The organism is Mesorhizobium huakuii, from assembly GCF_014189455.1.
GTDB classification, from domain to species: domain Bacteria; phylum Pseudomonadota; class Alphaproteobacteria; order Rhizobiales; family Rhizobiaceae; genus Mesorhizobium; species Mesorhizobium huakuii_A.
On the sequence record NZ_CP050296.1, the window covers coordinates 860,176 to 883,775 of the forward strand.

The 23,600-nt window shown below is 65.2% G+C and carries 26 protein-coding genes and 3 pseudogenes; 15 read left to right on the forward strand and 14 right to left on the reverse strand.

Features of this window, described 5'->3' with window-relative positions; genetic code table 11:
• Window positions 1–21 precede the first annotated feature (21 nt).
• From HB778_RS04210 to HB778_RS04220, 3 genes are read right to left on the reverse strand one after another with little or no spacing between them, the layout of a single operon-like run.
• Window positions 22–468, reverse strand: a complete 447-nt coding sequence (locus HB778_RS04210) for an SRPBCC family protein (RefSeq protein WP_183461725.1) — start codon at window positions 466–468, stop codon at window positions 22–24.
• Window positions 465–1,247, reverse strand: coding sequence for an IclR family transcriptional regulator (locus HB778_RS04215; RefSeq protein ID WP_210308061.1), 783 nt, complete (start codon window positions 1,245–1,247; stop codon window positions 465–467). The genes HB778_RS04210 and HB778_RS04215 overlap by 4 nt, the downstream gene beginning before the upstream one ends.
• A gap of 44 nt (window positions 1,248–1,291) precedes the next feature.
• The gene (locus HB778_RS04220) at window positions 1,292–2,491 is read right to left on the reverse strand and encodes an adenosylhomocysteinase (RefSeq protein WP_183461727.1); all 1,200 of its coding nucleotides are present in this window, start codon (window positions 2,489–2,491) and stop codon (window positions 1,292–1,294) included.
• 179 nt (window positions 2,492–2,670) lie between these two features.
• Here HB778_RS04220 and blh point away from each other — a divergent pair, with 179 nt between their 5' ends.
• The 5 genes and pseudogenes from blh to HB778_RS04245 all read left to right on the forward strand — a co-directional run bounded on the left by blh (window position 2,671) and on the right by HB778_RS04245 (window position 5,914).
• Window positions 2,671–3,966 carry a bifunctional sulfur transferase/dioxygenase Blh gene (gene blh / locus HB778_RS04225; protein WP_183464993.1) on the forward strand — a complete coding sequence of 432 codons (1,296 nt, stop codon included), beginning with the start codon at window positions 2,671–2,673 and terminating at the stop codon, window positions 3,964–3,966.
• Window positions 3,967–3,992: 26 nt separating this feature from the next.
• A complete protein-coding gene (gene bigR, locus HB778_RS04230; protein ID WP_183464992.1) occupies window positions 3,993–4,298 on the forward strand; it encodes a sulfite-sensing transcriptional repressor BigR in 306 nt (101 codons plus the stop codon).
• A pseudogene (locus HB778_RS04235) lies at window positions 4,295–4,704 on the forward strand (YeeE/YedE family protein). The gene bigR and the pseudogene HB778_RS04235 overlap by 4 nt, the downstream one beginning before the upstream one ends.
• Window positions 4,701–5,135 (forward strand): YeeE/YedE family protein, encoded by a 435-nt coding sequence (locus tag HB778_RS04240; RefSeq protein ID WP_183461729.1) that lies wholly within the window; start codon window positions 4,701–4,703, stop codon window positions 5,133–5,135. Before HB778_RS04235 ends, HB778_RS04240 begins: the two are co-directional and overlap by 4 nt.
• Complete coding sequence (locus tag HB778_RS04245; RefSeq protein ID WP_183461731.1) at window positions 5,132–5,914, forward strand: sulfite exporter TauE/SafE family protein; 783 nt, start codon at window positions 5,132–5,134, stop codon at window positions 5,912–5,914. The genes HB778_RS04240 and HB778_RS04245 overlap by 4 nt, the downstream gene beginning before the upstream one ends.
• A 34-nt stretch (window positions 5,915–5,948) precedes the next feature.
• Here HB778_RS04245 and HB778_RS04250 read toward each other — a convergent pair whose 3' ends face one another.
• From HB778_RS04250 to HB778_RS04290, 9 genes and pseudogenes are all read right to left on the reverse strand, one after another.
• Entirely contained in the window at window positions 5,949–6,440 is a 492-nt protein-coding gene (locus tag HB778_RS04250; RefSeq protein WP_348524676.1) for a class I SAM-dependent methyltransferase, read from the reverse strand.
• Between the two features lie 357 nt (window positions 6,441–6,797).
• Window positions 6,798–8,039 (reverse strand): arsenite efflux MFS transporter ArsK, encoded by a 1,242-nt coding sequence (gene arsK, locus HB778_RS04255; RefSeq protein WP_183461735.1) that lies wholly within the window; start codon window positions 8,037–8,039, stop codon window positions 6,798–6,800.
• A pseudogene (locus HB778_RS04260) lies at window positions 8,036–9,420 on the reverse strand (NAD(P)-binding protein). The gene arsK and the pseudogene HB778_RS04260 overlap by 4 nt, the downstream one beginning before the upstream one ends.
• A gap of 43 nt (window positions 9,421–9,463) precedes the next feature.
• A complete protein-coding gene (locus tag HB778_RS04265) occupies window positions 9,464–9,784 on the reverse strand; it encodes an ArsR/SmtB family transcription factor (RefSeq protein WP_010910714.1) in 321 nt (106 codons plus the stop codon).
• A 65-nt stretch (window positions 9,785–9,849) separates the two neighbouring features.
• On the reverse strand, window positions 9,850–10,272 hold the full coding sequence (arsC, locus tag HB778_RS04270) for an arsenate reductase (glutaredoxin) (protein WP_183461737.1): 423 nt from the start codon (window positions 10,270–10,272) through the stop codon (window positions 9,850–9,852).
• Window positions 10,269–10,955, reverse strand: a complete 687-nt coding sequence (locus HB778_RS04275; protein ID WP_183461739.1) for an aquaporin — start codon at window positions 10,953–10,955, stop codon at window positions 10,269–10,271. The genes arsC and HB778_RS04275 overlap by 4 nt, the downstream gene beginning before the upstream one ends.
• Before the next feature lie 7 nt (window positions 10,956–10,962).
• The gene (locus HB778_RS04280; protein ID WP_183461740.1) at window positions 10,963–11,295 is read right to left on the reverse strand and encodes an ArsR/SmtB family transcription factor; all 333 of its coding nucleotides are present in this window, start codon (window positions 11,293–11,295) and stop codon (window positions 10,963–10,965) included.
• A gap of 66 nt (window positions 11,296–11,361) precedes the next feature.
• The gene (locus HB778_RS04285; protein WP_183461748.1) at window positions 11,362–13,275 is read right to left on the reverse strand and encodes a diguanylate cyclase; all 1,914 of its coding nucleotides are present in this window, start codon (window positions 13,273–13,275) and stop codon (window positions 11,362–11,364) included.
• 269 nt (window positions 13,276–13,544) lie between these two features.
• Window positions 13,545–14,378 carry an SDR family oxidoreductase gene (locus HB778_RS04290; RefSeq protein ID WP_183461750.1) on the reverse strand — a complete coding sequence of 278 codons (834 nt, stop codon included), beginning with the start codon at window positions 14,376–14,378 and terminating at the stop codon, window positions 13,545–13,547.
• 96 nt (window positions 14,379–14,474) lie between these two features.
• Here HB778_RS04290 and HB778_RS04295 point away from each other — a divergent pair.
• A pseudogene (locus HB778_RS04295) lies at window positions 14,475–15,359 on the forward strand (LysR family transcriptional regulator); the annotation flags it as partial.
• 11 nt (window positions 15,360–15,370) lie between these two features.
• Here the strand turns inward: HB778_RS04295 and HB778_RS04300 are convergent.
• On the reverse strand, window positions 15,371–16,276 hold the full coding sequence (locus tag HB778_RS04300; RefSeq protein WP_183461755.1) for a LysR family transcriptional regulator: 906 nt from the start codon (window positions 16,274–16,276) through the stop codon (window positions 15,371–15,373).
• 93 nt (window positions 16,277–16,369) lie between these two features.
• Here HB778_RS04300 and HB778_RS04305 point away from each other — a divergent pair, with 93 nt between their 5' ends.
• The 5 genes from HB778_RS04305 to HB778_RS04325 all read left to right on the forward strand — a co-directional run bounded on the left by HB778_RS04305 (window position 16,370) and on the right by HB778_RS04325 (window position 19,867).
• Entirely contained in the window at window positions 16,370–17,251 is an 882-nt protein-coding gene (locus tag HB778_RS04305) for an aldo/keto reductase family oxidoreductase (RefSeq protein ID WP_183461756.1), read from the forward strand.
• Between the two features lie 138 nt (window positions 17,252–17,389).
• A complete protein-coding gene (locus tag HB778_RS04310) occupies window positions 17,390–17,725 on the forward strand; it encodes an ArsR/SmtB family transcription factor (protein ID WP_183461759.1) in 336 nt (111 codons plus the stop codon).
• Window positions 17,722–18,216, forward strand: a complete 495-nt coding sequence (locus HB778_RS04315) for an SRPBCC family protein (RefSeq protein ID WP_183461761.1) — start codon at window positions 17,722–17,724, stop codon at window positions 18,214–18,216. The genes HB778_RS04310 and HB778_RS04315 overlap by 4 nt, the downstream gene beginning before the upstream one ends.
• Complete coding sequence (locus HB778_RS04320; RefSeq protein ID WP_183461764.1) at window positions 18,206–19,030, forward strand: alpha/beta fold hydrolase; 825 nt, start codon at window positions 18,206–18,208, stop codon at window positions 19,028–19,030. Before HB778_RS04315 ends, HB778_RS04320 begins: the two co-directional genes overlap by 11 nt.
• 87 nt (window positions 19,031–19,117) lie before the next feature.
• Window positions 19,118–19,867 carry a pseudouridine synthase gene (locus HB778_RS04325; protein WP_183461766.1) on the forward strand — a complete coding sequence of 250 codons (750 nt, stop codon included), beginning with the start codon at window positions 19,118–19,120 and terminating at the stop codon, window positions 19,865–19,867.
• Between the two features lie 84 nt (window positions 19,868–19,951).
• Here the strand turns inward: HB778_RS04325 and HB778_RS04330 are convergent, their stop codons facing one another.
• Window positions 19,952–20,221, reverse strand: a complete 270-nt coding sequence (locus tag HB778_RS04330) for a cyclase (RefSeq protein WP_183461768.1) — start codon at window positions 20,219–20,221, stop codon at window positions 19,952–19,954.
• Window positions 20,222–20,408: 187 nt separating this feature from the next.
• Between HB778_RS04330 and HB778_RS04335 the strand changes: the two genes are divergently transcribed.
• From HB778_RS04335 to HB778_RS04350, 4 genes are all read left to right on the forward strand, one after another.
• Window positions 20,409–20,606: a hypothetical protein gene (locus HB778_RS04335; protein WP_183461770.1), complete on the forward strand. Its 198-nt coding sequence runs from the start codon at window positions 20,409–20,411 to the stop codon at window positions 20,604–20,606.
• Window positions 20,607–21,249: 643 nt separating this feature from the next.
• Window positions 21,250–21,996, forward strand: a complete 747-nt coding sequence (locus tag HB778_RS04340) for an SDR family NAD(P)-dependent oxidoreductase (RefSeq protein WP_183461772.1) — start codon at window positions 21,250–21,252, stop codon at window positions 21,994–21,996.
• 42 nt (window positions 21,997–22,038) lie between these two features.
• Entirely contained in the window at window positions 22,039–23,091 is a 1,053-nt protein-coding gene (locus HB778_RS04345; RefSeq protein WP_183461774.1) for a sigma-70 family RNA polymerase sigma factor, read from the forward strand.
• A 95-nt stretch (window positions 23,092–23,186) separates the two neighbouring features.
• Entirely contained in the window at window positions 23,187–23,588 is a 402-nt protein-coding gene (locus tag HB778_RS04350; protein ID WP_183461776.1) for a VOC family protein, read from the forward strand.
• Window positions 23,589–23,600 lie beyond the last annotated feature (12 nt).

Genomic DNA, 23,600 nt, shown 5'->3' on the forward strand with positions numbered 1-23,600 from the left:
CGCCGCTGCGATGGCGCCTGCTCAAGTTCGTTCGCACACCGCCTTCAGGATCTGCAAGGTCGGGCCCCAGTAGAGATTGGCATGCGGGCGGATCGCCGGTTCGGCGAAGTCGCTGAGCGTCAGCGTCAGCAGCGTGCCTCCGTCAGCCGGCGCCAGGACGAAGCTGACCAGCGTGTGGTTTTCCGGCGCGTCCGCCAGGCGCGAGGCCGACAGTGTGCTCCAGTAGCTGTAGGCAAAGCTCTTCTCCGGCTCGAACGCGCGGACCGTGCCGTGGTTTTCGAACGGCATGCCATGCAGCAGCCCGCTGATCACGATCGTCCCGCCGGCATGCCCCTGCAGGCTGACGGTCAGGTCCTCGTCCGACATCCATTGCGGGATCAGTTCGGGCGCCGTCAGCACGTGCCAGACTTTGGCCGGTTTGGCATCAATGGCAACGGTCTTGACTATCGGTGCGGAGGGATCGGTCATGGCGCGCTTTGGCCTGATGGCTCGGGCGCCAACACCAGCCCGATCTCCCGCGCCGCCTGCGCGGCATGGCGGCGCACGGTGGCAAGGTCGAGCATGCTGTAGGTGGTCGCCACATAGGGCACGGTGAGTGCTGCGACCGAGTGGCCGAACGGCCCGATCACCGGAAAGGCAAGATCGATGACGCCCGGCTGCAACCCGTCGGCGACCTCCTCATGGCCGGCTGCGCGGATGCGGGCAAGCGCATCGCGCACATCGCCCTTTTCATCAGGGATACCAGAGGCTTGCAGCCATTGATTAACTCTGTCCTGCGGCTGGAACGCCATCAGCGTGCGGCCGGTGGCGGTGGCGAACAGCGGAAACTCGGCGCCGACGCGCACCCGGAAGCCGAACGCCGCCGGGCTTTCCACCTGCGCCAGGATCAGCACCCGCCCGGCATTGTGGACGCCGAGATTGCAGGATTGCTGGATCGCGTCGGACAGCCGCCGCATCGACGGCAGCGCCGCCTGGACGAGGCCGCGCAGCGGCTCGTGCCGGTGCGCCAGCTCGAACAGGCGCGGCGACAGGAAATAGAGCCCGGCCGGGCGATCGCGAAAAATGTAGCCGCGCCGCTCCAGCGCCTGCAGCACGCGGTAGATCTGGTGGATCGAGCGGCCGACCGCCTCGGAAATCTGACCCTGGTTCAGCCCGTCCTTCTGCTCGGCCAGGAGTTCGATGATGTCGAACGCCTTGTCCAGGGCCGGTACCGAATAATCCGGCGCGTCAGCAATTTTGCCAGCCATGCAAGCTTTCCAGCACCAGAATCAGGAATTACGGGCAAGTATAGTCAGCGTGCCGCCCCCATCGTAGCCATCATCAGCCGGGCGATACGCCGGTTGATGTCGTCTGGCACCGGCTGCGCGCCTGCCGCCAGCCTTTCGCCCTTCACCACCCGCTCCAGCGACAGCGCCTGCAGCATGAAGCCGATATCCATGGATTCGATCGAATTGCCCTTCGGCTCGACGCCGGCAAGGTTGAACATGCGCCCCTCGGCGACAAGGATGACATGCCTTCCATTGGCGAGGTCGAGACGCCGCAAGGTACCGTCGAGATCGGTGGTGCTGGTCGTCACGGCGGCGAGACCCTCAGTGTCGATCTCCCACGGGAAATGCCCGGAATTGGCGAGCACCGCGCCATCCGCCATGGCGGCGATCGCCTCGGCCGGCAGCACGCCGGCGCGGCCGGTGGCGGTGATGAACACTTCCGCCCACGGGGCAAGGTCGGCCAGCGGTGCCACCCGATAGCCGTCGAGGGCGGCCTCCAGCGCCTTGATCTCGTCGACCTCGACAACGGCCACCCGGCCTCCGAGCGCGCGCAGATATTGCGCGATGCCGCGCCCGCACCAGCCATAGCCGATGACGCAGAAGCGGCGGCCAGGGATCATCAGATTGGTGATGCGCATGAAGCTTTCGACCACCGACTGGCCGACCGCGTGCTTGTTCTCGCCGATCGCCTTCAGGGGGCTGTCGTTGATGACGATGGACGCGAACGGCACCTTGCCGGCCAGCTCGCCACGCAGCCGGTCGCCGCCCGACGTCGTCTCTTCGGTGCCGCCAAGGATGGACGCCGCCCTGCCGCGTTCGACAATGCCGGCGGAAAGGTCGGCGCCATTGTCGAGCAGCATGTCGGGCTCCGCATCCAGCACGCGTGCCAGATTGGCGTGATGGTCGGCCAGCGTGTCGGCGCGGCGGCCGAACACGCCGATACCCTGGCTTTGCAGGAAGGCGACGACATCATCCTGCGTCGAACCGTGATTGCCGGTACCGATTATCTCGGCGCCGCCTTCGGCCAGCACTTCGAGCAGCACCGCCGTCTTCGGCTCGATATGCAGCGACATGCCGATGCGCCTGCCGGCGAAGGGGCGGCTGGCACGGAACTCTTCACGCAGCGTGGCCAGCATCGCCATGCGCGAACGGATCCAGGCGACACGGCCGCGACCACGCTCGGCCAGCGCGGCGGTCGCCGGATTGGCTTGGGCTTGGGTCATTCGAAGTCTCCGATCACGATCCACATTTTCCATATACAAAAAAGTTTTTGCATATGGCGAATATGACAGAAGATCGTCAGGCCGGCAACCCGGCCGCGAATTTCCAGGCAGGCACCTTGTGCGAGCTTTCATTATACATTATATGCAATTGTATATTGATAGGAATACAGGTGCCCGAGATGACCATGATCCGTGTAAATGACGTGTTGAGCGTCGGTCCCCAGCCCTCGATCTCCGAAATCCGGTCGCTTGCCTTCCATGGCTTTGCGGGAATGATCAACGCCCGTCCTGACGAGGAAGAGGCCTCCCAGCCCGGAAACGCCGCCGAGCGGGAAGCGGCTGGTCACGCCGATGTTTCCTACGCCTTCATACCCGTGACCATGCCGACCATCACCGAGGCGGACATGTGGGCCTTCCAGGCGGCTATGGCCGATGCCGGCGGCCCGGTCTTTGCGCATTGCAAGACCGGCACGCGCGCCCTGACCCTGTATGTACTGGGCGAGGCACTCGATGGCCGTATGTCATCCCAGGATATCGCGGCTCTCGGCTTGAAACTCGGCATCGACCTGTCGGCGGCGTCGCGATGGTTCGAAGCGCACAGGCAACTGCGACCGGAGGTGAAGGGGTTCTTCGATCCCCGGACAGGGAGCGTGCAATATGTGGTTTCGGACCCGGATACCCGAAAATGCGCCATTGTCGATCCGGTTCTTGATTTCGACGAGAAGTCCGGAGCGACCACGACGCGCAACGCCGACGCGCTGCTTTCCTATGTTGCGGAGAACGGGTTGAGTGTCGAATGGATACTCGACACCCATCCTCATGCCGACCATTTGTCGGCCGCGCAGTATCTGAAGCAGAAGACGGGCGCCCCGACCGCGATCGGAGCGCCGGTGGTCGATGTCCAGCGCCTGTGGCGGGGCATCTACAACTGGCCCGAACTTCGTGTCGACGGCTCGCAATGGGACAGGCTGTTCTCGGATGGCGACACGTTCAAGGTCGGTTCCATAGCCGCGCGCGTCATGTTTTCGCCCGGTCACACCTTGGCGTCGATCACCTACGTGATCGGCAACGCGGCCTTTGTTCACGACACCATCTTCATGCCTGACAGCGGCACGGCTCGTGCCGACTTCCCAGGTGGTGACGCCCGCATCCTGTGGAAATCGATCCAGAATATCCTGGAACTTCCGGACGAAACCCGCCTGTTTACAGGCCATGACTACCAGCCGGGCGGACGCGCGCCGAAGTGGGAAAGCACGGTCGGCGAGCAGAAGCGCGCCAATGCACACCTGGCCGGCGTGGACGAAGAGGCCTTTGCCGGATTGCGTGTGGCGCGTGACCGAACGCTGCCGATGCCGAAACTCATCCTGCATGCCTTGCAGGTCAACATCCAGGCGGGGCGTCTGCCGGAGCCGGAAGCAAACGGTACGCGCTATCTGAAATTTCCCCTCGATGCATTGCAAGGAGCCGTGTGGTGAGCGAGATCCAGCCTGATGCGGTGAAGATGTCGCCCGCCGCCATGGAATCGCGCGCCGGTGAAGTGGCGGCTCTGTTGAAGATCCTGGCGCATCCAATGCGGCTGATGCTCGTCTGCACCCTTGTCGAAGGCGAGTATTCGGTCAGCCGGCTGGAAGAAATGCTCGGCATCCATCAACCGAGCCTTTCCCAGCAACTGACGGTGTTGCGCGACGCCAACATTGTGGAAACGCGGCGAGACGGCAAACAGATCTTCTACCGGCTGACCGCCGAGAAGGCCGCTCAATTGGTGGCGGCACTTTACACGATCTTCTGTTCGGACGGCCGGCCATGACCTCATATCTCATATCCCTTCTTGGCGGAGCCCTTATCGGTCTTTCCTGCGCCGTCCTGCTGATCCTGAACGGCAGGATCGCCGGCGTCAGCGGGATTGTCGGCAGGGTGGTCCAGGGCATCGATGTCTGGACAAACGCCGCCTTCGTCGCCGGACTGCTGCTTGGCCCGGTGGTGTACTTCGCGGCCTTTCATCATTGGCCAACCGTGACCGTGACGGCGTCGCTGCCATTGATCATGCTTGCGGGATTGCTGGTCGGCTTTGGCTCCCGAATGGGCTCGGGCTGCACCAGCGGTCATGGCGTGATGGGGCTGGCCCGGCTCTCGCCACGGTCGATCGCCGCGTCCTGACATTCCTTGCGAGCGGCATCGTGGCCGTCGCGCTTCTTCGCGGAGCCGTCTTGTGAAACACACCAAACTACGGCCTGTCGCCGCCTTGGCCGCGGGCACGCTTTTCGGGTTTGGCCTGGCCCTGTCGGGCATGCTCGATCCTGTCCGCGTCCAGGGCTTTCTCGACGTCTTTGGCGTGTGGGATCCAAGTCTTGCCTTCGTGCTGGGCGGCGCCGTCGCGGTCGCGATGGCAGGCATGGCCTCTATCCGGCGGATGTCGCGACCGCTGCTGGCGGATCGTTTCCATGTGCCAATGAACTCGCGGATCGACGCCCCTCTCGTCATCGGCTCGGCGATCTTCGGCCTGGGATGGGGCCTGGGCGGGTTTTGCCCCGGCCCGGCCTTGGCTTCGCTGTCGCTTGGGCTGACGCCAACCCCGGTCTTCGTGGCCTTCATGCTGGCGGGCATGGTTGCCCATGACCGCTTCTTCGTCGAGCGGCCATCATGAGCGCTACATTGTTTGCCACCCTGGGCTCTGGCAGCCTGGTCGGTTTCACCCTTGGCCTAGTCGGCGGTGGCGGATCGATCCTTGCCACGCCGCTCCTGCTCTATGTCGTCGGCGTCGCCCAACCCCACATCGCCATCGGCACCGGCGCGCTTGCGGTGGCCGCCAACGCATTCGCGAACTTTGGCAGCCATGCCTTGAAGGGTCACGTCTGGTGGCGCTGCGCGCTTGTCTTCGCCGCACTGGGTTCCGTGGGAGCTTTCGCGGGATCGACGCTCGGAAAGTCGATCGACGGGGCGCATCTGCTTTTCCTCTTCGGGCTGCTGATGCTGGTGGTCGGCGGCTTGATGGTCCGACCCAGGCGTAGCACTTCGACCACGGTCCGGCGCGTCGACGCCAAAATGTGCGCGATGACCGCAGCGGTCGCCATCGTCGCCGGCGCGGCCTCCGGCTTCTTCGGCATCGGTGGCGGCTTCCTCATCGTTCCCGGGCTGATCCTGGCCACCGGAATGCCGACAATCAATGCGATAGGCACATCCCTGCTTGCCGTCGCGGCCTTCGGTCTTGCCACGGCCTTCAACTACGCACAATCGGGAATGGTTGACTGGCAGTTGGCCGGCGAATTCATCATTGGCGGCATCGGCGGCGGCTTGATCGGCATGTTGGCGGCGACGCGCCTGGCATCCTACAAGAACGCGCTCAACCGCGTCTTTGCCGCGCTGATCTTTGTCGTTGCGGGCTATGTTCTCTACCGGAGCATCGGCGCGTTCGCGCTGGGGTAGCGGCCGATCCGGGGTCTTGGAACAGGCGCCCGCGTCATCCCTTGTGTTCGAACACCGCCCCGTAGTGATACGGTGGCAGATCAACCATTCGCAGAAGCCGGAAACCAGCAGCCTCCACAACCGCCGACACCGCTTCGGGTGACATGCGCATCTCCGTCCTGGGGCCGCGCGGCTGACCAAGCACGGTCGTGTGCTCTCGCGGCAGCTGATGCCAATTGACGAGTGCAAACAGGGCGCGCGGCTTAAGCGTACCGGCCACGGCTTTGACGAGGGCCGGCTGATCGGGCACACCGTGGAAGGTGTTGGCGATCAGCACAAAATCGATCTTTTCAGGTATCAGTTCCGCGACTTCGCCGGCATCCGCGACAATCCACTTCAGGACCGAAACGCCGAGCTGCTTCACCTCGGCCTTGGCCGCCACGATCATTTCCGGGTCGAGGTCGAGCGCATAGACGCGACCACTGACGATTTTCGCAAGCGGAGCGGTGAAATAGCCGTCGCCGCAGCACAGGTCCAGAGCCGTCATGCCGGGCTCGACACCCAACGACAGCAAGAGGCCCGACGGGTCTGGCCAAAGCGCCTGCCACCAATCGCGGTCAGGCATGGAGGTGGCGGGAAACATTCCAGTCATGGGCGGACGCTTTAAAGCAATTCCAGGAAAAGTGTGAGCGGTTTTCCCCGGGAAAAGCGCATAGCGCTTTCCCTAGGGAATTGCGTCAAAACAAAGAGTTAGAGCGGTTCGCCGTTTCCATGAAACGGTGAAACGCTCGAGCATTGCGCTGCGGGGCAGCTTTGACCGGCAGGCCGCCAAAGGCAACGCTTCCGTTGCCGACGGCGGATCGAACCGATGGCGGTCAGCGAAATCTGGAGGCACCGGCGACGGTCATCCAGCCGCGTGCGGCGCGACCGCTGCCGTGCCGCTCTCCTCACCCTTGCGCGATTGCCGGCTGATCAGCGCGACGGCGGCGAAGGCGGCGATGCCGAACAGGCCGACCACGACGTTCAGCCACAAGGCCGGGAAAACGCCGAGGCCCGATATCATCAAGGTGAGGCCGAACGGGGCGAAGGCGGAGCTGAACTGGCGCGCCGCCGTGATCCAGCCGACATAGGACCCGTAGCGCTCCTGGCCGAACAATTCGAGCGGCAGCGTGCCGCCGACAATGCTCATCAGGCCCGAGCCGAAGCCGAAAAGCACGGCAAACAGCATGGCGCCGGGAATGGAGGGCGCCACCACAAGCAGCAACGCAAGGCCGCCGGCGAGTGCCGCGGTCGCGCCGAGCGCCAGTGATGTCTGCGTCAGGCCCCGGCCGAACAGCATGTTCACCAGCCGGCTCGCCACTTGCGACGGACCAAACAGGCTGGCGACCAGCACCGAGGCGCCGCCGAGGCCGACAAGGGTGAGCAACGGCACCATCTGCACGAGAACAGCCGAAAGCATGAACCCCTCTATGGCAAATCCGGTCAGCACCAGAACGAACAGCGGCGACCATCGCCGGTCGAGCGTGGGGCCTGACAAGCCTGATGTCACCGGGACGATCCTCTCCCGCGCCTTGCCGATGCGACGCGAAAGCCGGGCCAGCCACCAATGGATCGGCAGGCAGACAAAGGCGTTGAGCGCGGCAAAGAGAACGAGCACCTCGCGCCAGCCGAGATGCTGGTGCAACAGCGTCGTCAAGGGCCAGAACAGGGTCGAGGCGAAGCCGGCGATCAAGGTGAGATGGGTGATGCCGCGCCGCGCGCCGCCAAGCTGCACGATGGCGACGAAGGCCGTGCTGTAGAGCACGAAGCAGGAGGCAAGTTCCATGGCCAGCACGCCAAGCGCGAAGCCGGCGCGCCCCGGCGCCAGCGCGCACAACAGCAACGCGCCTGCCGCCGCCAGCGATCCCGGCACCATCAGGCGCCCTGCCCCGACCCGGTCCGCCAGGCTGCCCGCGAACGGCGCCAGTATGGCGCTCGCCAGCAGCGACACCGACAGCACGGCGAACACCCATTGCTGCGACCAGGCGAGTTCCGCCGCCACTGCCGGCGCCAGGATGCTGTAGCTGTAGTAGAGCGTGCCGTAGCCGATGATCTGCGTGGCGCCCAGCGCCCAGATGGCGGAGGCAGGGATTTTGCTGTCGGTCACTCCGCGGCTTCCATCTTGCCGGCGCAGCCGCTTTTGCCGGCCGCCTTGGCGTCGGCATCCGCCACGCAGCAGGCATCGATCGCCGCCGGCGCCGGTCCGCCGCAACAGCCCTGCGAAGCGCGGCCTGCCGGCACCGTGCAGACGCCGGTTTCGGGCAGCACCAATTGCACCGCATCGGCCGCCGCCATGTCGCCGGCGAGCGCCGCCGCGACCGAGCGCACCTGTTCGTAGCCGGTCAACAGCAGGAAGGTCGGCGCACGGCCATAGCTCTTGATGCCGACCGTGTAGAAGCCGGGCTCCGGATGGCCGAGTTCGCGGTGGCCGTGCGGCGGCACGTCGCCGCAGGAATGCTCGTTGGGATCGATGAGCGGACCAAGCGCCTTGACGCTTTCCAGCCACGGATCGAGATCGAGCCTGAGCTCCCTGGTCAGCGACAGGTCCGGGCGCTGCCCGGTCGCGGCGATGATGCGGTCGACGGGGCCGAGTTGAGCCAATCCCTCGCCGCTTTGCCCTTCGGCGATCAGCCTTCCGTTGTGCTCGCGGATCGCAAGCGTCGCAAGCCCGTCACCAGTTGGACGCGGCCGCTTTCAGCGAGCTCACGCACATCGGCGCCGAGTTCGCCGCGCGCCGGCAATTGGTCGGCGTCGCCGCCGCCATAGATGCGCACGAGGTCGGTTCCGCGCACCGCCCAGATGAAGGCGGTGCCGGGTTCGGCCTCCGCCAGCCTGGCGAGATCGAGCAAGGCGTTGGCCGCCGAGTGGCCCGATCCAGCAACCAGCGTCGTGCGGCCGGCATAAAGCGCGCGGTCGCGGCCGAGAATATCGGGGATGCCGTAGGCGATGCGGTCGGCAAACTCCGCCTCGCCCTCCGCCGCGATGCCGCCGGCACCGATCGGATTGGGCGTGCGCCATGTCCCCGAGGCGTCGATGACCGCGCGGGCGCTGTCGCGCCTGGTGCCATTGGCGGTCTCGACCACGAGCATGAAAGGCCGCGTCGCGCGCTCGCTGCCGCGCACCTTGTCGGCGCCCCAAAGCGATATGGCGACGACACGCGCCTTGGTCTCGATTGCTGGCGACAGTTCCGGCAGGCCGGCGAGCGGCTCGAGATAGTGCGCCACGAGTTCATCGGCGGTGGGAAACGCTTCCGCGTCCGGCATCCGCCAGCCATGGCTTTCGAGCAGCCTGCCGGCCGCCTGGTCGACGCAATAGCGCCAGGGCGTGAACACCCGGACATGGCCCCAATCGCGCAGATTGGCGGCGACACCGCTGCCGGCTTCATAAAGCTTCACCGGCAGGCCCCGGGCCATGAGATGAACGGCGGCCGCCAGGCCAACCGGGCCGGCGCCGATGACGGCGATGGGCAGATCGTTTTGCGTGGCCATAGCTTCTATCCTTCCGGTATTATCGAAATAACAGGCAAAAAAATCAGGCGGCCGCGTCACCCGCTGCCGGATTGCAAGCGGCATCGGCGCAGCATTCGTCGGCCAGGAAGCCGATCAGATCGTTCATCATGGGATAGTTGGCGCGGCAGATCAGCGTCGTCGCCTGCCGCTCCTGGCTGACCAGCCCGGTCAGGATCAGCCGATGCAGATGGTGCGACAGCGTCGAGGCGGCGATGCCGAGGCTTTCCTGCAGGAAGCCGACCGGCCGGCCCGCTTCGCCGGCCCGGACCAGGATACGATACAGGTTCAGCCGCGTCGGATTGCCGAGCGCTTCCAATTGCTTCGCTGCTTGTTCGAGTTTCATGGAAGTAGCATGCGGCCAGCGACGGAAACCGTCAAGCCCTATTTCGATGTTTTTCGAAATAGACCTCAGACCACCCGCTTGCCGCCCGCATCGACGACGACCTCGCCGTCCTCCTTGGTGAACGGGCCGATATCCGGATTGGGCAGGATATCGAGTACCGCTTCAGACGGTCGGGCAAGGACGACGCCGAGCGGGCTCACCACGATCGGCCGGTTGATCAGGATCGGATGCGCCAGCATGAAATCGAGGATCTCGTCGTCGCCCCATTTGGCATCGCCGAGGTTGAGTTCGGCATAGGGCGTGCCCTTTTCGCGTAACAGCGCGCGCGGCGTCATTCCCGTTGCCGCGATCAGCTCGATAAGCTTTTCGCGCGACGGCGGGTTCTTCAGATACTCGATCACCTCCGGCTCCTCGCCGGACTGGCGGATGATGGCCAGCGTGTTGCGCGAGGTGCCGCAATCGGGATTGTGGTAGATGGTGATGGTCATTCTGCAGCTCTCATTTCTGGCACGGGCTTGGGTTCGGAAAGCAGCCAGCCGGCCAGCGCCATGGCGAGCAGCGCGCCCGCCAGTTCCGCGGCGATGAAGGCCGGCACATCGGTTGGCCGGATGCCGGCAAACGTGTTGGAGAAGGCGCGGGCAATCGCCACCGCCGGATTGGCGAACGAGGTCGAGGCCGTGAACCAATAGGCCGATGTGATGTAGAGCCCGACCAGCCAGGGGATAGCGTCGCTGCGAAAGCGCAGGCCGGCAAGGATGGTGAAGACCAGGCCGAAACTCGCGACCAGTTCGGCCAGCCACTGCCCCTGCCCGCTGCGCACCGTCGCCGACACCTCCAGCAAGGGCAGTTCGAACATGGCATGCGCGACCAGCGTGCCGGCGAGGCCGCCGAGAATCTGGGCAGTGATGTAGCCCAGCAGGGCCAGCCAGCCGATGTCGCGCCGCAGCCCGAAAACCAGCGTGACGGCCGGATTGAAATGCGCGCCGGAGACCGGTCCCAGCGTGGTGATCAGCACCACCAGAATGGCGCCGGTGGGAATGGTGTTGCCGAGCAGCGACAATGCGACATCGCCGGTCAGCCGGCTGGCCATGATGCCCGAGCCGACCACCGTGGCGACCAGCATGGCGGTGCCCAGAGCTTCGGCTGCGAGACGGCGTCGAAAGTCTGTCATGTCCAGCTCAACATTTGCAGGTCACCGCCCCGAGGATCGGCTGGCAAAGCTCCGGGGCGCCGTTGCAGCAATCCTCCATCAGATAGGCGAGCAGATCGCGAAACCCGGTCATGTCGGCCGTGTAGCGGATGCTGCGCCCTTCGCGCTCGGCATGCACCAGCCCGGCCTGGCCGAGGATCTTCAAATGCGCCGACATGGTGTTCTGCACCGTGCTGAGCCGCGCGGCGATCTCGCCCGCCGGCACGCCTTCGGACCCGGCCCGCACCAGCAGCCGGAACACTTCCAGCCTGGTTTCCTGGCCGAGCGCGGCGAGCGCCAGCAATGCTGTAGTCTTGTCCATCAATCCATCTATCCAGATTTATGGATTAATGGCGGCGGACCATGACAGTGCCGTGACAGCCAGGGCTCACGCCTTGCGCCGGGAACCCGTCGCGCGTGGTTCGCTGAGATGCGGGCGCCAGCCATGCACGCGGTCGCGCCCCGCGGCCTTGGCGCCGTAGAGCGCCTCGTCGGCGCGCCGCAAGAGATCGGCGATCTCGATCGCAGCACTGCCGTCAAAAGTGCCGACCCCGATGCTGACGGTGACGATGCCCTTTTCGCTGCCGGCATGCGCGAGCCGGAGGTCGCGCACCTTGCCCCTGAGGCTTTCGGCGATGACGAAGGCACCCCGCGCGTCGGTTTCGGGCAGGACGAGCGCGAACTCCTCGCCGCCATAGCGGGCCGCCGCGTCGGCCGGCCGCCGCGCCGTTGCCTCGATGCAGCGGCTGACGGCGCGCAGGCATTCGTCACCCGCCGGATGGCCGTAATGGTCGTTGAAGCGCTTGAACCAGTCGACGTCGATGATGAGCAGGCTGAGCGGCGTCGTGTTGCGCCGGCCGCGGGCGAATTCGCGCGCCAGCGCGTCGTCGAAGGCCCGCCGCGTCAACAGTTCGGTCAGCCCGTCGCGATGCGCCAGCAGGTTCAGCTTCTCATTGGCCGCCAGCAATTCGGCCTCGACCTGCTTGGCCTCGGTGATGTCGGAAAACACACTCAGGCTGCCGCCATCGCCGGTCGGCCGGGTCCGCACATCGAGCCAGCGCCCGTCGGCAAGCTGGACCTGGCGGTGGCTGGATAATGTCTGCAGGGCCATGATATCCGCGATCCACGCCTCGACCGCGTCGGGCGGGGTGACACTTTCGCCGCGCGCCACCGAGGCGCGCAGGATGTCGCGATGGTGAGCACCGGGTACCCTCAAGTCCGCCGTCTTCGGAAACATGGCGCGGTACTGGGCGTTGCACAGCACCAGCCTGTCCTCGGGGTCGAACATCACCAGGCCGTCGGCCATATGCGTCAGCGCGTCTCCGAGCCTGGCCTGGCTTTCGGCCAGTTCGGTTTCCAGCTGCTTGCGCTGGGTGATGTCGCGATTGTGCGTGATCAGGCCGATGACGGCCCCGGTCCTGTCACGAAACGGCGCCTTCAGCGTCGCCAGCCAGGCATCGGTGCCGTCCGCATGGTGCACGTGCTGTTCGATGGTGGAGGAGACGCCGGACGCCAGCACCGCAAGCTCGTCCTCGCGGAATCCCTGCGCTGTTTCGCTGGGAAAGAAATCGAAATCCGTCTTGCCGATCAGCGCCTTGGCGTTGGCCGCCTGCATCAGCGCGGCGGTCGCCGGATTGGCGGCGATGAACCGGCCCTCAAGATCCTTGACGTTGAGGCAATCAGGCAAGGTCTCGACCACGGCCTTGAAGATGCGCCGCGACTGCAGCGCTTCCAGGCGCCGCCGCTCCTGGTAAATCGCCAGCCCCGACATCGCCACGGAGACGAAGATGAGCAATGTCGAGGGAAACACCACTTTTGGCAGGACCGTCTCGATAACGGACCGCGGCAGGACACTGAGGCCAAGCAGCGATCCGCAGGCCGTCGCGGCACCCAGGATCATGATATCGCGCATGGCGGGGGCGCGGCCCCTGAGCGCAAGATTGCCGGCAATGCCGACCAGCATGGTCGCCGCGATCCCCACCGCGCCGGCGAAAGCGCCGATGCCGCCCTCGAAAGTGCGGAAGGCGCCGGCCGTCACGCCCGCGACGATGCCGGCGACAGGACCGCCGAAGAAGCCGGCAAGGCCAACCATCGTCGCCCTGAGATCGATAAAAACGCCTGGCTGCAACTGCATTGGTGTCAGCATCAGGACGATGGCGCCGGCGCCCATCAGCAGGCCGAAGGCCGCCGCCTTTACCGCGGCCGGCCTGCGGTCCAGCCACACATGCGTGTGGATCCAGACCGAAACGAACATCGCAACGACCGCGAGATTGGCCAGCAATTCAGACCAGGGCGAACCCATGCTTCGTCCCCCTTCCTTCATGCGTCGAGGGTGCGTCGGCAATCAGCGACGCTGCCCTCGTGGATACGCCGGGCAAGAAAACAAAGTGTTACGGACCGGGTTTGGATTGTTTGGATGTGCGGACGGGTGAGTGTCTCCAGGGGTAGCCCACCGCCGCCAGAAGCGGGCCAAGACTTTCCACAATGGCATAGATTCATCCATAAAACAGACACTTAAGCGCGTCGGTTGAATCGATTTCGACCCGACGCGGTTGACGCCCGCAGCAGCGATTATCCGTCGATCGCCAGTGAGCTTGAAAGCGCGCGATAGGTTTCGATCTGTTGCTGCAATGTCGCAATCTTCTGTTCAGCCGTGGCGATAGCATCGGCGCCGGCCAGGAAGCGCCGGGGAAGCGCGGCCTCCTTGTCCAGCGTGATCAGCGCCTGCGCCAGTTTTGCGGGGTCGCCACCCTGTGTGCCGTTCGCCCCTGTCCAGAAGGCCTCCTGCTGCGCACGGCGCGCGCTGTAATCCGCGACGGCGAGATCGGCATATCTGGTCGATGCCTCGGTGAGAAGTTCGGTGCGGAAGAAGCCTGGATTGACGATCATGGTCTCGATCCCAAACGGCGAGACCTCGATCTGCAGCGCTTCCATCCAGCCGTCGAGACCGAACTTGGACGCCGAATAGGCGGTGCAGAATTCGTAACCCACGAGGCCCGCCGTCGACGAGATCGAGATGATCCTGCCCGATCCCTGCTTGCGCATCGCCGGCAGAAAAGCGCGGGTGACATTCATCGGGCCGACCAGGCTCGTGGCCAGTTGCAGGTCCATCTGCCGAGGCGACAGTTCCTCGAAATAGCCGGCCTGGAAGCTGGCCGCGTTGTTGACCAGGACGTCGATGCGGCCAAAGCGCTCGATGGTGGCCTTTGCCGCCGTCTCGGCGTCGGCGATGCTGGTGACGTCCAGCCTGACGACCAGAAGCCTGTCGGATTGGCCGACAGCCCCGGCCACCTTGTCTGTATTGCGGCCGCTAGCGACAACTTGATGGCCGGCGGCCAGGGCAGCCTTGGCAATATGCAGGCCCATGCCTCGCCCGGCGCCCGTGATGAACCAAACTTTGCTCATGTTGCGAAATCCCTTCGTTGCCGGGGTTAGATAACCCCTGCTGACGAATGGAATTAGATGGTATTATCGGCATGAACTTAGAAATGGGATTGATGAATGCGAAGGCAGAACGTCAACGACCTGCTGGCCTTTATCGCGGTCGCCCGGGAGCAGAGCTTCACCAGGGCAGCCGCCAGGCTCGGCGTGTCACAGTCCGCATTGAGCTATACCATCCGCACCCTGGAGGAGCGGCTTGGCCTTCGGGTTCTGACCCGCACGACCCGCAGCGTCGGCCTGACGCAGGCCGGTGAGAGGCTTCTGAGCAGCATCGGACCAAGGTTCGATGAGATCGAGCGCGACATCGAGGCGCTGGGGGAGATGCGCGACAAGCCGGCCGGCACCGTCAGGATCAATTCCGTCGAGCACGCCGCTGAAACCATCCTCTGGCCGGCCATGGCGCGGCTGCTGCCGCAATACCCTGACGTGAACGTCGAGATCATTTCGGACTATGGTTTGATCGACATCGTGGCGGAGCGCTACGACGCCGGCGTGCGGCTTGGCGAACAGGTGGACAAGGACATGATCGCGATGCGCATCGGTCCTGATTTCCAACAGGCGGTGGTCGGGGCACCGGCTTACTTCGAAGGCCGGACGTTCCCGGGCACACCGCAGGAGCTCACCGAGCACCAGTGCATCAACATGCGTCTGCCGACGCATGGCGGTTTCTATATCTGGGAGTTTCGCAACGATGGCCGAGAATTGAAGGCCCGCGTCCAAGGTCGTGCCGTGTTCAATTCGATAAGCCTGATACGGCAAGCAGCGCTCGACGGGTTGGGGCTTGCCTACCTGCCATTGGACGTGGTCGAGCCTGAGATCACCGCCGGTCGGCTGCTACGCGTACTGGACGACTGGTGCGCACCACGCCCGGGCTATCATCTCTACTATCCCAGCCGCCGCCAGCCCTCACCTGCCTTCGCTCTGGTTCTCGAGGCGCTTCACTACCACTCCACCCCTCACCCCCAGCGCATCGTGCCGACAAAATCGATGAACGCCCGCAGCGGCGCCGGCGTCAGGCGGCGGCCGGGGTAGTAGAGGAACGGGCCGGAAAATTCCTGCCACCAGGGTTCGAGCACCGGCTCCAGCCGGCCATCGTCGAAATAGGGGCGCAGCCAGTCCTCGAACAGCGAGACGATGCCGCCGCCGGCGACCGCCACCTCGAGCGCAAGGGCCATTGCCGTGCCGGTGCTGACCAGAAGCGGGCCGGTCGGCTCGACGCTCACCACCTCGCCGTCGCGTTCGAATTCCCAAGGCGGCGTCAGGCCGCTGGCGAAGCGGCCGCGCAGGCAGGCGTGATCGAGCAGGTCGCGCGGATGCTCGGGCCGGCCATGCCGGTCGAGATAGGGCGTTGCGGCGGCTGTGGCGAAGCGCTGCCGGCGCGGGCCGATCGGCACGGCGATCATGTCCTGCTCCAGCCGCTCGTCATAGCGGATGCCGGCGTCGCAGCCGCTCGCCAATATGTCGACGAAACTGTCCTCGGCGGTCACTTCCATCCGGATGTCGGGATAAGCGGCGAGGAAAGGCGGCAGCAGCCGCGGCAGCACCAGCTTGGCCGCGACGACCGGCACGTTGAGCCGCAGCGTGCCGGCCGGGCGGCCACGAAAGCCGTTGACCACGTCGAGCGCCGCCTCGACCTCGCCGAGCGCCGGACCCAGCCGCTCAAGCAGCCGCGCGCCGGCCTCGGTCGGCGCGACACTGCGCGTGGTGCGGTTCAAGAGCCGCACGCCGAGCCCGGTCTCCAGCCGCCGCACCGTCTCCGAGAGGCTGGACGCGCTGACGCTGCCCGTCCTGGCCGCTTCGCGAAAACCGCCGGCGCGCACCACCGCCATGAACGCCTGGAGGTCTCCCAGATCCGTCGCCATTGTTCGCCTTTCCGCACAGGCTGTGCCGATTGCACCATATTATCGCGCAGGCGCGCTTTGTCTACATTGAGCCGATCCACAGGAGATGAGACCATGACCGACATCAGCAAGGCCGGAACCTTCAAACTCGGCGACCGCACAGTAAAACGCCTCGGCTACGGCGCCATGCAACTGGCGGGACCCGGCGTCTTCGGCCCGCCGAAGGACCGCGACGCCGCCCTTGCCGTGCTGCGCGAGGCGATCGCCAGCGGCGTCGACCACATCGACACATCGGACTTCTATGGCCCGCACGTCACCAACCAGATCATCCGCGAGGCGTTGCACCCCTACCCTGCCGGCCTCACCATCGTCACCAAGGTCAGCGCCCGGCGCGGCGCCGATGCATCCTGGCTTCCCGCAATGTCGCCCAAGGAACTGACTGAGGCCGTGCACGACAATCTGCGCAATCTCGGGCTTGATGTGATCGAGGTGGTCAACCTGCGCTCCATGCATGGCATCCACGGCCCCGCCGAAGGATCACTCGAGCCGCAGTTGAACACGCTCGCCGAATTGCAGCGCCAGGGCCTCATTCGCCATATCGGCATGAGCAACGTCACATCGACCCAGATCGCCCAGGGACGCAGTATCACCGATATCGTCTGCGTGCAGAACCAGTACAACATCGCGCATCGCGAGGATGACGCGCTGATCGACGAGCTGGCCGCCGACGGCATCGCCTATGTGCCCTTCTTCCCGCTCGGCGGCTTCACGCCGCTGCAATCGGGCACGCTGGCCAATGTCGCCCGCAAACTTGGCGCGACCCCCATGCAGGTGGCGCTCGCCTGGCTGCTGCAGCGCTCGCCCAACATCCTGCTCATTCCCGGCACTTCGTCGGTCGGCCATCTCCGCGAAAACCTGGCGGCGGCTGAACTCGACCTGCCGGCCGACGCGATCGCCGTGCTGAACGGCATAGCGGACGAGAAGGCGGCCGCCTGAGACCTTGAACACGGCCTGCCGGGCGGACCGCCCGGCAGGCGCCCTTGCCTGCCAACCGCTTCACCCTCCGAAGCGGCTTGACCCATTCAGCCAATTCCATTATAGAACCATTTAGTTCCAGAACTATATGGTTCCATAATGACCGCTCAAATCTCACTCGACGACACGTTCGCCGCCCTCGCCGACCCCACGCGCCGGGCGATCCTTGCCCGGCTGCTCGACGGCGAAGCGTCGGTTGCCGAGCTGGCGCAGCCTTTCGCGCTCACCGTGCGCGCCGTCTCCAAACATGTCGGCGTGCTGGAACAGGCCGGCCTGGTTACCCGCAGCCGGGCGGCGCAAAAACATCTCAGCCGCATCGAGCTCAAACCGCTGCGCGACATCGACCGCTGGCTCGACGACTACCGCAAGCTGTGGGAAGACCGTTTCGATCGCATGGAAGACCTCCTGCGGCGCGGCGCGGACAGATCGGAATGAGCGCGCCCGCAACCGCCGACCGCAGCTTTGCCATCGAGCGGATTTTCAACGCCCCTGTCGAGCGCGTCTTCCGGCTGTGGACCGATCCGCTTCTGGTGGCCCAGTGGTGGGGCATCAGGGATTGCACCATTCCCCATTGCGCGCTCGATTTGCGCGTCGGCGGCCGCTGGCGCATCGACATGCTGACCGCCAGCGGCGCGCTCTACCGCAACCAGGGCAGCTATCTCGACATCGTCGAGAACGTCAGGCTGAGCTACAGCGACGAACCGGATCCCGAGATCCAGGAATGGGCCGGCAAGCCGCCGGGCCGGAGCCGTCACACGGTCAGCTTCACGGCCAGCGGCGCGCGCACCCATGTCCATTTCGAAGTCACCCTGGCCAGCGTCGCCGACCGCGAACGCCTGCTGGCGCTCGGCATGCGCGGCGGCTGGATGCAGAGCTTCGACCGGCTGGAACAGTTGATCAACCGGGGAGCCGACCATGCTGGCTGAAAGCGCCAAGCCGACCACGCAAGCCGCGTTGTCGCGGGATGGAACACCGATCGCCTGCGAGCGCCGGGGCAAGGGTCATCCGCTCATCCTCGTCGACGGCGCGCTCTGCTCGCGCGCCATGGGGCCGAGCGGCCCGCTGGCCAAGGCGCTGGAAGACGATTTCACCGTGTTTCGCTACGACCGCCGTGGCCGTGGCGACAGCGGCGACACTGCGCCCTACGCGGTCGAGCGCGAGGTCGATGACATCGAGGCCGTGCTGCAGGCGGCCGGTGGTGAAGCCCATGTCTGGGGCATGTCTTCAGGCGCCATGCTGGCGCTGATGGCGGCGGCCCGCCTGCCCGGCATCAGCAGGCTCGCGCTCTACGAAGCGCCGCTGATCGTCGACGACAGCCGCCCGGCCACGCAAGGCGACTGGGCAACGATCCGGCAAGCCATCGCCGACGACCGGCGCGGCGATGCTGTGCGCGCCTTCCTCAAATCGGTCGGCATGCCCGGCCTGCTGATCGCGGTCATGAGACTGACGCCGATCTGGCGCAAGCTCAAGGCGGTGGCGCATACGCTGCCTTATGACGGCGCGATCGTCGCCGGCGACCAACTCGGCAAGCCGTTGGACCCCGCCCGCTGGAGCGCGCTCAGCGTGCCGACACTGGTGACCGATGGCGGCAAAAGCCCGCCCTGGATGCGCCATGGCAACAAGGCCTTGGCGCAGGCGCTGCCCAATACCCGCTACCAGACACTGGCAGGCCAGAACCACATGCTGAAACCCGCCGCGCATGCGCCGGTGCTGACGGCGTTTTTCAACGGGCGGGATTAGGCGGCCAACCACTTCGGCGCAGTCAGTGTTGCAGAGCCATCGCGGCCCATGCCATCTGTCTGATGCAACCGACCGATCCGGATCAGCATGGCATCACGACCACCCCCCACCGGCAGGCCGGCCAGCGCCGGCGTCAGCCTCAATCGCGCCCTGTCAAAGCTCGGCCTGTGCTCGCGCACGCAGGCCGAGGTGCTGATCGCGGAAGGCCGCGTGCGCGTCGGCGGCAAGGTGGTGCGCGATGCAGCACTTCGCGTCGACCTGAATCGCGACCGCATCGTCGTCGATGGCGAAAAGCTGGTCGCTGAGCGCAAGGTCTATGTCATGCTCAACAAGCCGCGCGGGCTGGTCACCACCCGCGACGACCCGCAACAGCGCGACACGGTCTATGCTTGCCTCGAAGGGCTCGATTTGCCCTTCGTCTCGCCGGTCGGCCGCCTCGACAAGGCGAGCGAAGGCCTGCTGCTGATGACCAACGACACGCATTTCGCCAATCGGCTGATGGACCCGGCCTCGCATCTGGCCAAGACCTATCATGTGCAGGTCGGCACGGTGCCCGATGAAACGATGCTGGAGGCGCTGCGCGCGGGCGTCACCGTCGATGGCGAGACCCTGACCGCCAGTTCGATCGCGCTGTTGCGCAGCGGCGGCCGCACCGCCTGGCTGGAGATCGTGCTCGACGAGGGCCGCAACCGCCACATCCGCCGCCTGCTCGCCGCGCACGGCATCGAGGTCAAGCGCCTCATCCGCATCGCCATCGGCCGGCTGCCCCTGGGCGACCTCGCCAAAGGCACGGCGCGGCATTTGACGGCGGAGGAGCTGGTGTTGCTGGCGGAGTGAGGAAACGTCCCGCCCGCCAGGCCGCGAGCGGCCTGGCTCATCTTCCGTCTGGAATTGCGGCGGAACAGGAGATGGAGCGGTCCATCAAGCCTTGTTGGTGATCCACATGCTTGGCGCACCGACCACGCCGGCGCTCCCCATCGCCTCTTTCAATTTTGGGTTTTTGATGAAGGCCTGCGCCTCGCCGACACTGGCGAAATCATGCGTCACGGTGACGTCATTGGGGTTGTCCGCCGCCTGATAGACGGTCTCGGCCTTCACGCCGTTGGCTTTTTGAACCGGCGCGAACCCGTCATAGACTTTGCGCCAGGCCTTGTAGTCGGACACGGTATGTCTCACGAACAGCGTCGTCATCGTACATTCCTCCCAGGTTATTGGTGCGCCCAAGAGATCGGCGATGGGCCGTCCAGTTTATCGCCTCAAGCAGATCTTTGGCAAACCAGCGAACGAATGGGTAGTGTCTCAGTTTGAAATTTGACGCCGCGCTTGTCGCGATCCGCGCCATACACCTATATGCTTAGCGCAAAGCATGGGAGGTTTCATGGCCAAGCCGACAAATGCCGCAGATATGGCCCGAGCCGTCGGTGTCGATCCGAAAGCGTTTCGACAGGCGTTGCGAAACGCGAACTTCCCTTGGCACAAGCTCAATGATGATTGGATTGTTGATCTCGACAGCGCAGAGCACTCGTCAATGCGCACAGTGCTGGTGACTCTCTTGAAGCGGAAGAAAGCCTCCTAAATGCCCACCGGGCCTAAGGGCCAGAAGCGACCCTGTTGCGCCTAAGCCGGGCAAGCGTGGGCCATACAAACGAAGACTGTGACCTAGAAAAGACTCACCCCCACAAGCCTTTGCGGCAGTTCAAATGCGATCTTATTTCTTGAAGCTTATTTCGGCAGGTCCCAGCTATATGATGGCAAATTTCGGTCGGTAGGAATCGACGTGAAGGTACTTGGGCGCGAAATCTATCTGCCTCCGCTACGACCAGGAGACGCTACTGGCATCCTATTGGTGTTGGTGTTGTTGGCAGTCGTAGTTATTGCGCTGTCGATTTTTCCGATGCAAACGCGAGAGATACAGACGCAAGGAAATTTCGGCTTCGGACCGGAATGGGACTGTGCGTGGCCCGGTAAAGGCGGACCAGTGTGCGTCAAATCTTCCAAAACGCAGACGCCGCCACAAATCCCAGTTAATCGCTGAATTGCTTGGCTACGCCTTCCACCCACAGCCGAAATTCAAACCGAGACACTACCAACGAATGAGAGCCGCCTGACAGGCGCCCCGCGAAAGATTTTACCCCCGCACCGATGATTTCCACCCGCCCGCGCTGTCCTGATCATTAGGCGCTGGAATGGTTCCGGCAGCCGGAGAAGCGAGGTGAGCCATGCAATCGTTGAAAGGTCAAAATGTCGTCGTGGTCGGAGGCAGCCGGGGTGTCGGCCGTTCGATCGTGGAAGCTGCGCTCGGCGAAGGCGCAACCGTGCTTGCCGTCGCGCGCGGCACGGAAGCGTTGAAGGAGCTCGCCTGGGAAGCGTCAGGCGTGAAGACGCTTGCCGCCGACGCCACGCAGGAGGCCGCGCCTGACGCGGTGTTCGCCGCGCTGCCGCCGGACGTGCTGGTCATCTGCGCCGGCGCCTTCGCTCCGTCGGCCTGCATCCAGGACCAGAGCTGGGACGATTTTTCGGCGAATTGGGAGACGGACGTCAAGGCATCGTTCCTGTTCTGCAGGGCAGCGCTGCAGGGCCGGTTGAAGCCGGGCAGCCGCGTGGTGCTGATCTCCAGCGGCGCCGCATTCAGCGGCGGACCGCCGAACTCCGGCGGCTATTCCGGCGCCAAGCAAATGCAGATGTTCCTTGCCGCCCACAGCCAGAAGGAAGCAGACCGGCTTGGCCTTGGCCTGCGCTTCATGGCGCTGGCGCCGATGCGCATCATGGCCGGCACCGGCGTCGGCCAGCGCGGCATTTCGAGCATTTCCGCCTATCTCGGCATCAGCCCGGCGGATTTCCTGGCCAGCTTGAGCGATGTGCAGACGCCCGCCGATGTCGGACGCGCCGTGGTCGCGCTCGCCGGCGGCAAGCTGCCAGGCATCGCCTTCACGGTGAGCGGCAGCGGCCTTGCCGCGGCAGCATGAGGCGCGCAGGATGCAAGGCGAATTGTGCACGGCAGGCTCGACATGACAGACGCTCCCGGCCCGCTTGAGCCGCTGAGCCCGACAGGCGGGCCGATCCTCGATCGGCCTGCCTTCGAGCGCCTGACGATGGCCTACCGCCGCGCGCTGAAGCTGCATTGCTACCGAATGATGGGCTCGCTGCACGAGGCCGACGATCTTGTCCAGGAGACGTTGCTGAAGGCCTGGCGCGGCCGCGCGCAATTCGATGGGCGCGGCTCGCCGCGCGGCTGGCTCTACACCATCGCCACCAACGCCTGCCTCAACGCCATCAAGGCACGGGCCACGGCGCCTCGCATCCTCGAAGAACCTGCACGGCCGCCAACGGAAGGGCGTGCCGCCGCGGGGCCGGCCGCCGAGCTTTCCTGGCTGGAGCCATACCCCGACGCCGAGCTGCCTGATATCGCCGATAGCGAGCCCGGCCCGGACGCGCGCTACGAGACAAACGAGGCCGTCCGCCTTGCCTTCGTCGCCGCCATCCAGCTTCTGCCGCCCCGGCAACGCGCATCCCTTCTGCTGTGCGACGTGCTGGGCTGGTCGGCGCTGGAGACCGCGCAATTGCTGGGCGGCTCGACCGCCTCGGTCAACAGCGCCCTGCAGCGGGCGCGCGCGACGCTCGGCGAGCGCTATCCCGGGGGACGCCCTTTGCAGCGGTCGCAGCCCAACCCGGAGGAAAGCCTGCTGCTCGAACGCTATATCAGGGCCTGGCAGGCTGCCAATCTCGACGGCTTCGTCGCCCTGCTGCGCGAGGACGCCACCTACCACATGCCGCCATGGCGCGACTGGTACCAGGGCCGCCAGGCGATCCACGGTTTCTTCAGGACCGTGTGGGGCAATTACGCCGGCTACCGCGCCGTGGCGACACGGGCCAATGGCCAGCCCGCCGTCGCCATCTATGCGCGGCGCCATGAGGAGCTGGAATGGCGCGCGCAATCGCTGCATGTCATCGAGCCGGCCGCTGGCGGCATCGCCTCGCTGACGGTCTATGTCGCCCCGCTCGGCCCTGGCCTGTTCGCCGCCTTCGGCCTGCCGCTGATGTGGTCCGAACCGGAAGCGTGATCATCGCATCTCTCTCCTGACAGAAAGCTGGCAGGAGGCCTGGCCTATAGATCGGTCGGGAGCCCGCGCGGCTTCAGCAATCAAGGACCCCTGCGATGAATTTCGTCTCTGTCCGCATCATCACATCAGACGTTCAGCGCCTCGTGCGCTTCTACGGCGAGATCACCGGCATGCCGGTGACCGTCTACACGGAAGACTTCGCCGAACTCGCGACACCTTCCTGCACGCTGGCGATCGGCAGCACGCGCACCTTGATGCTGTTCGGCGGCGACATCGCCCGCCCCGCCGACAACCACACCGCGATCCTCGAATTTCGCGTCGGCGACGTCGATGCCGAATTCGCCCGGCTGTCGGATTTCATCAGGGACACGACCGTGCAGAAGCCGACCACCATGCCCTGGGGCAATCGCTCGCTACTGTTTCGCGACCCCGACGGCAATCTGGTGAATTTCTTCACACCGGTGAGCGCCGAGGCGATCCGGAAGTTCGACAAGTAGGGGCGGACGCGG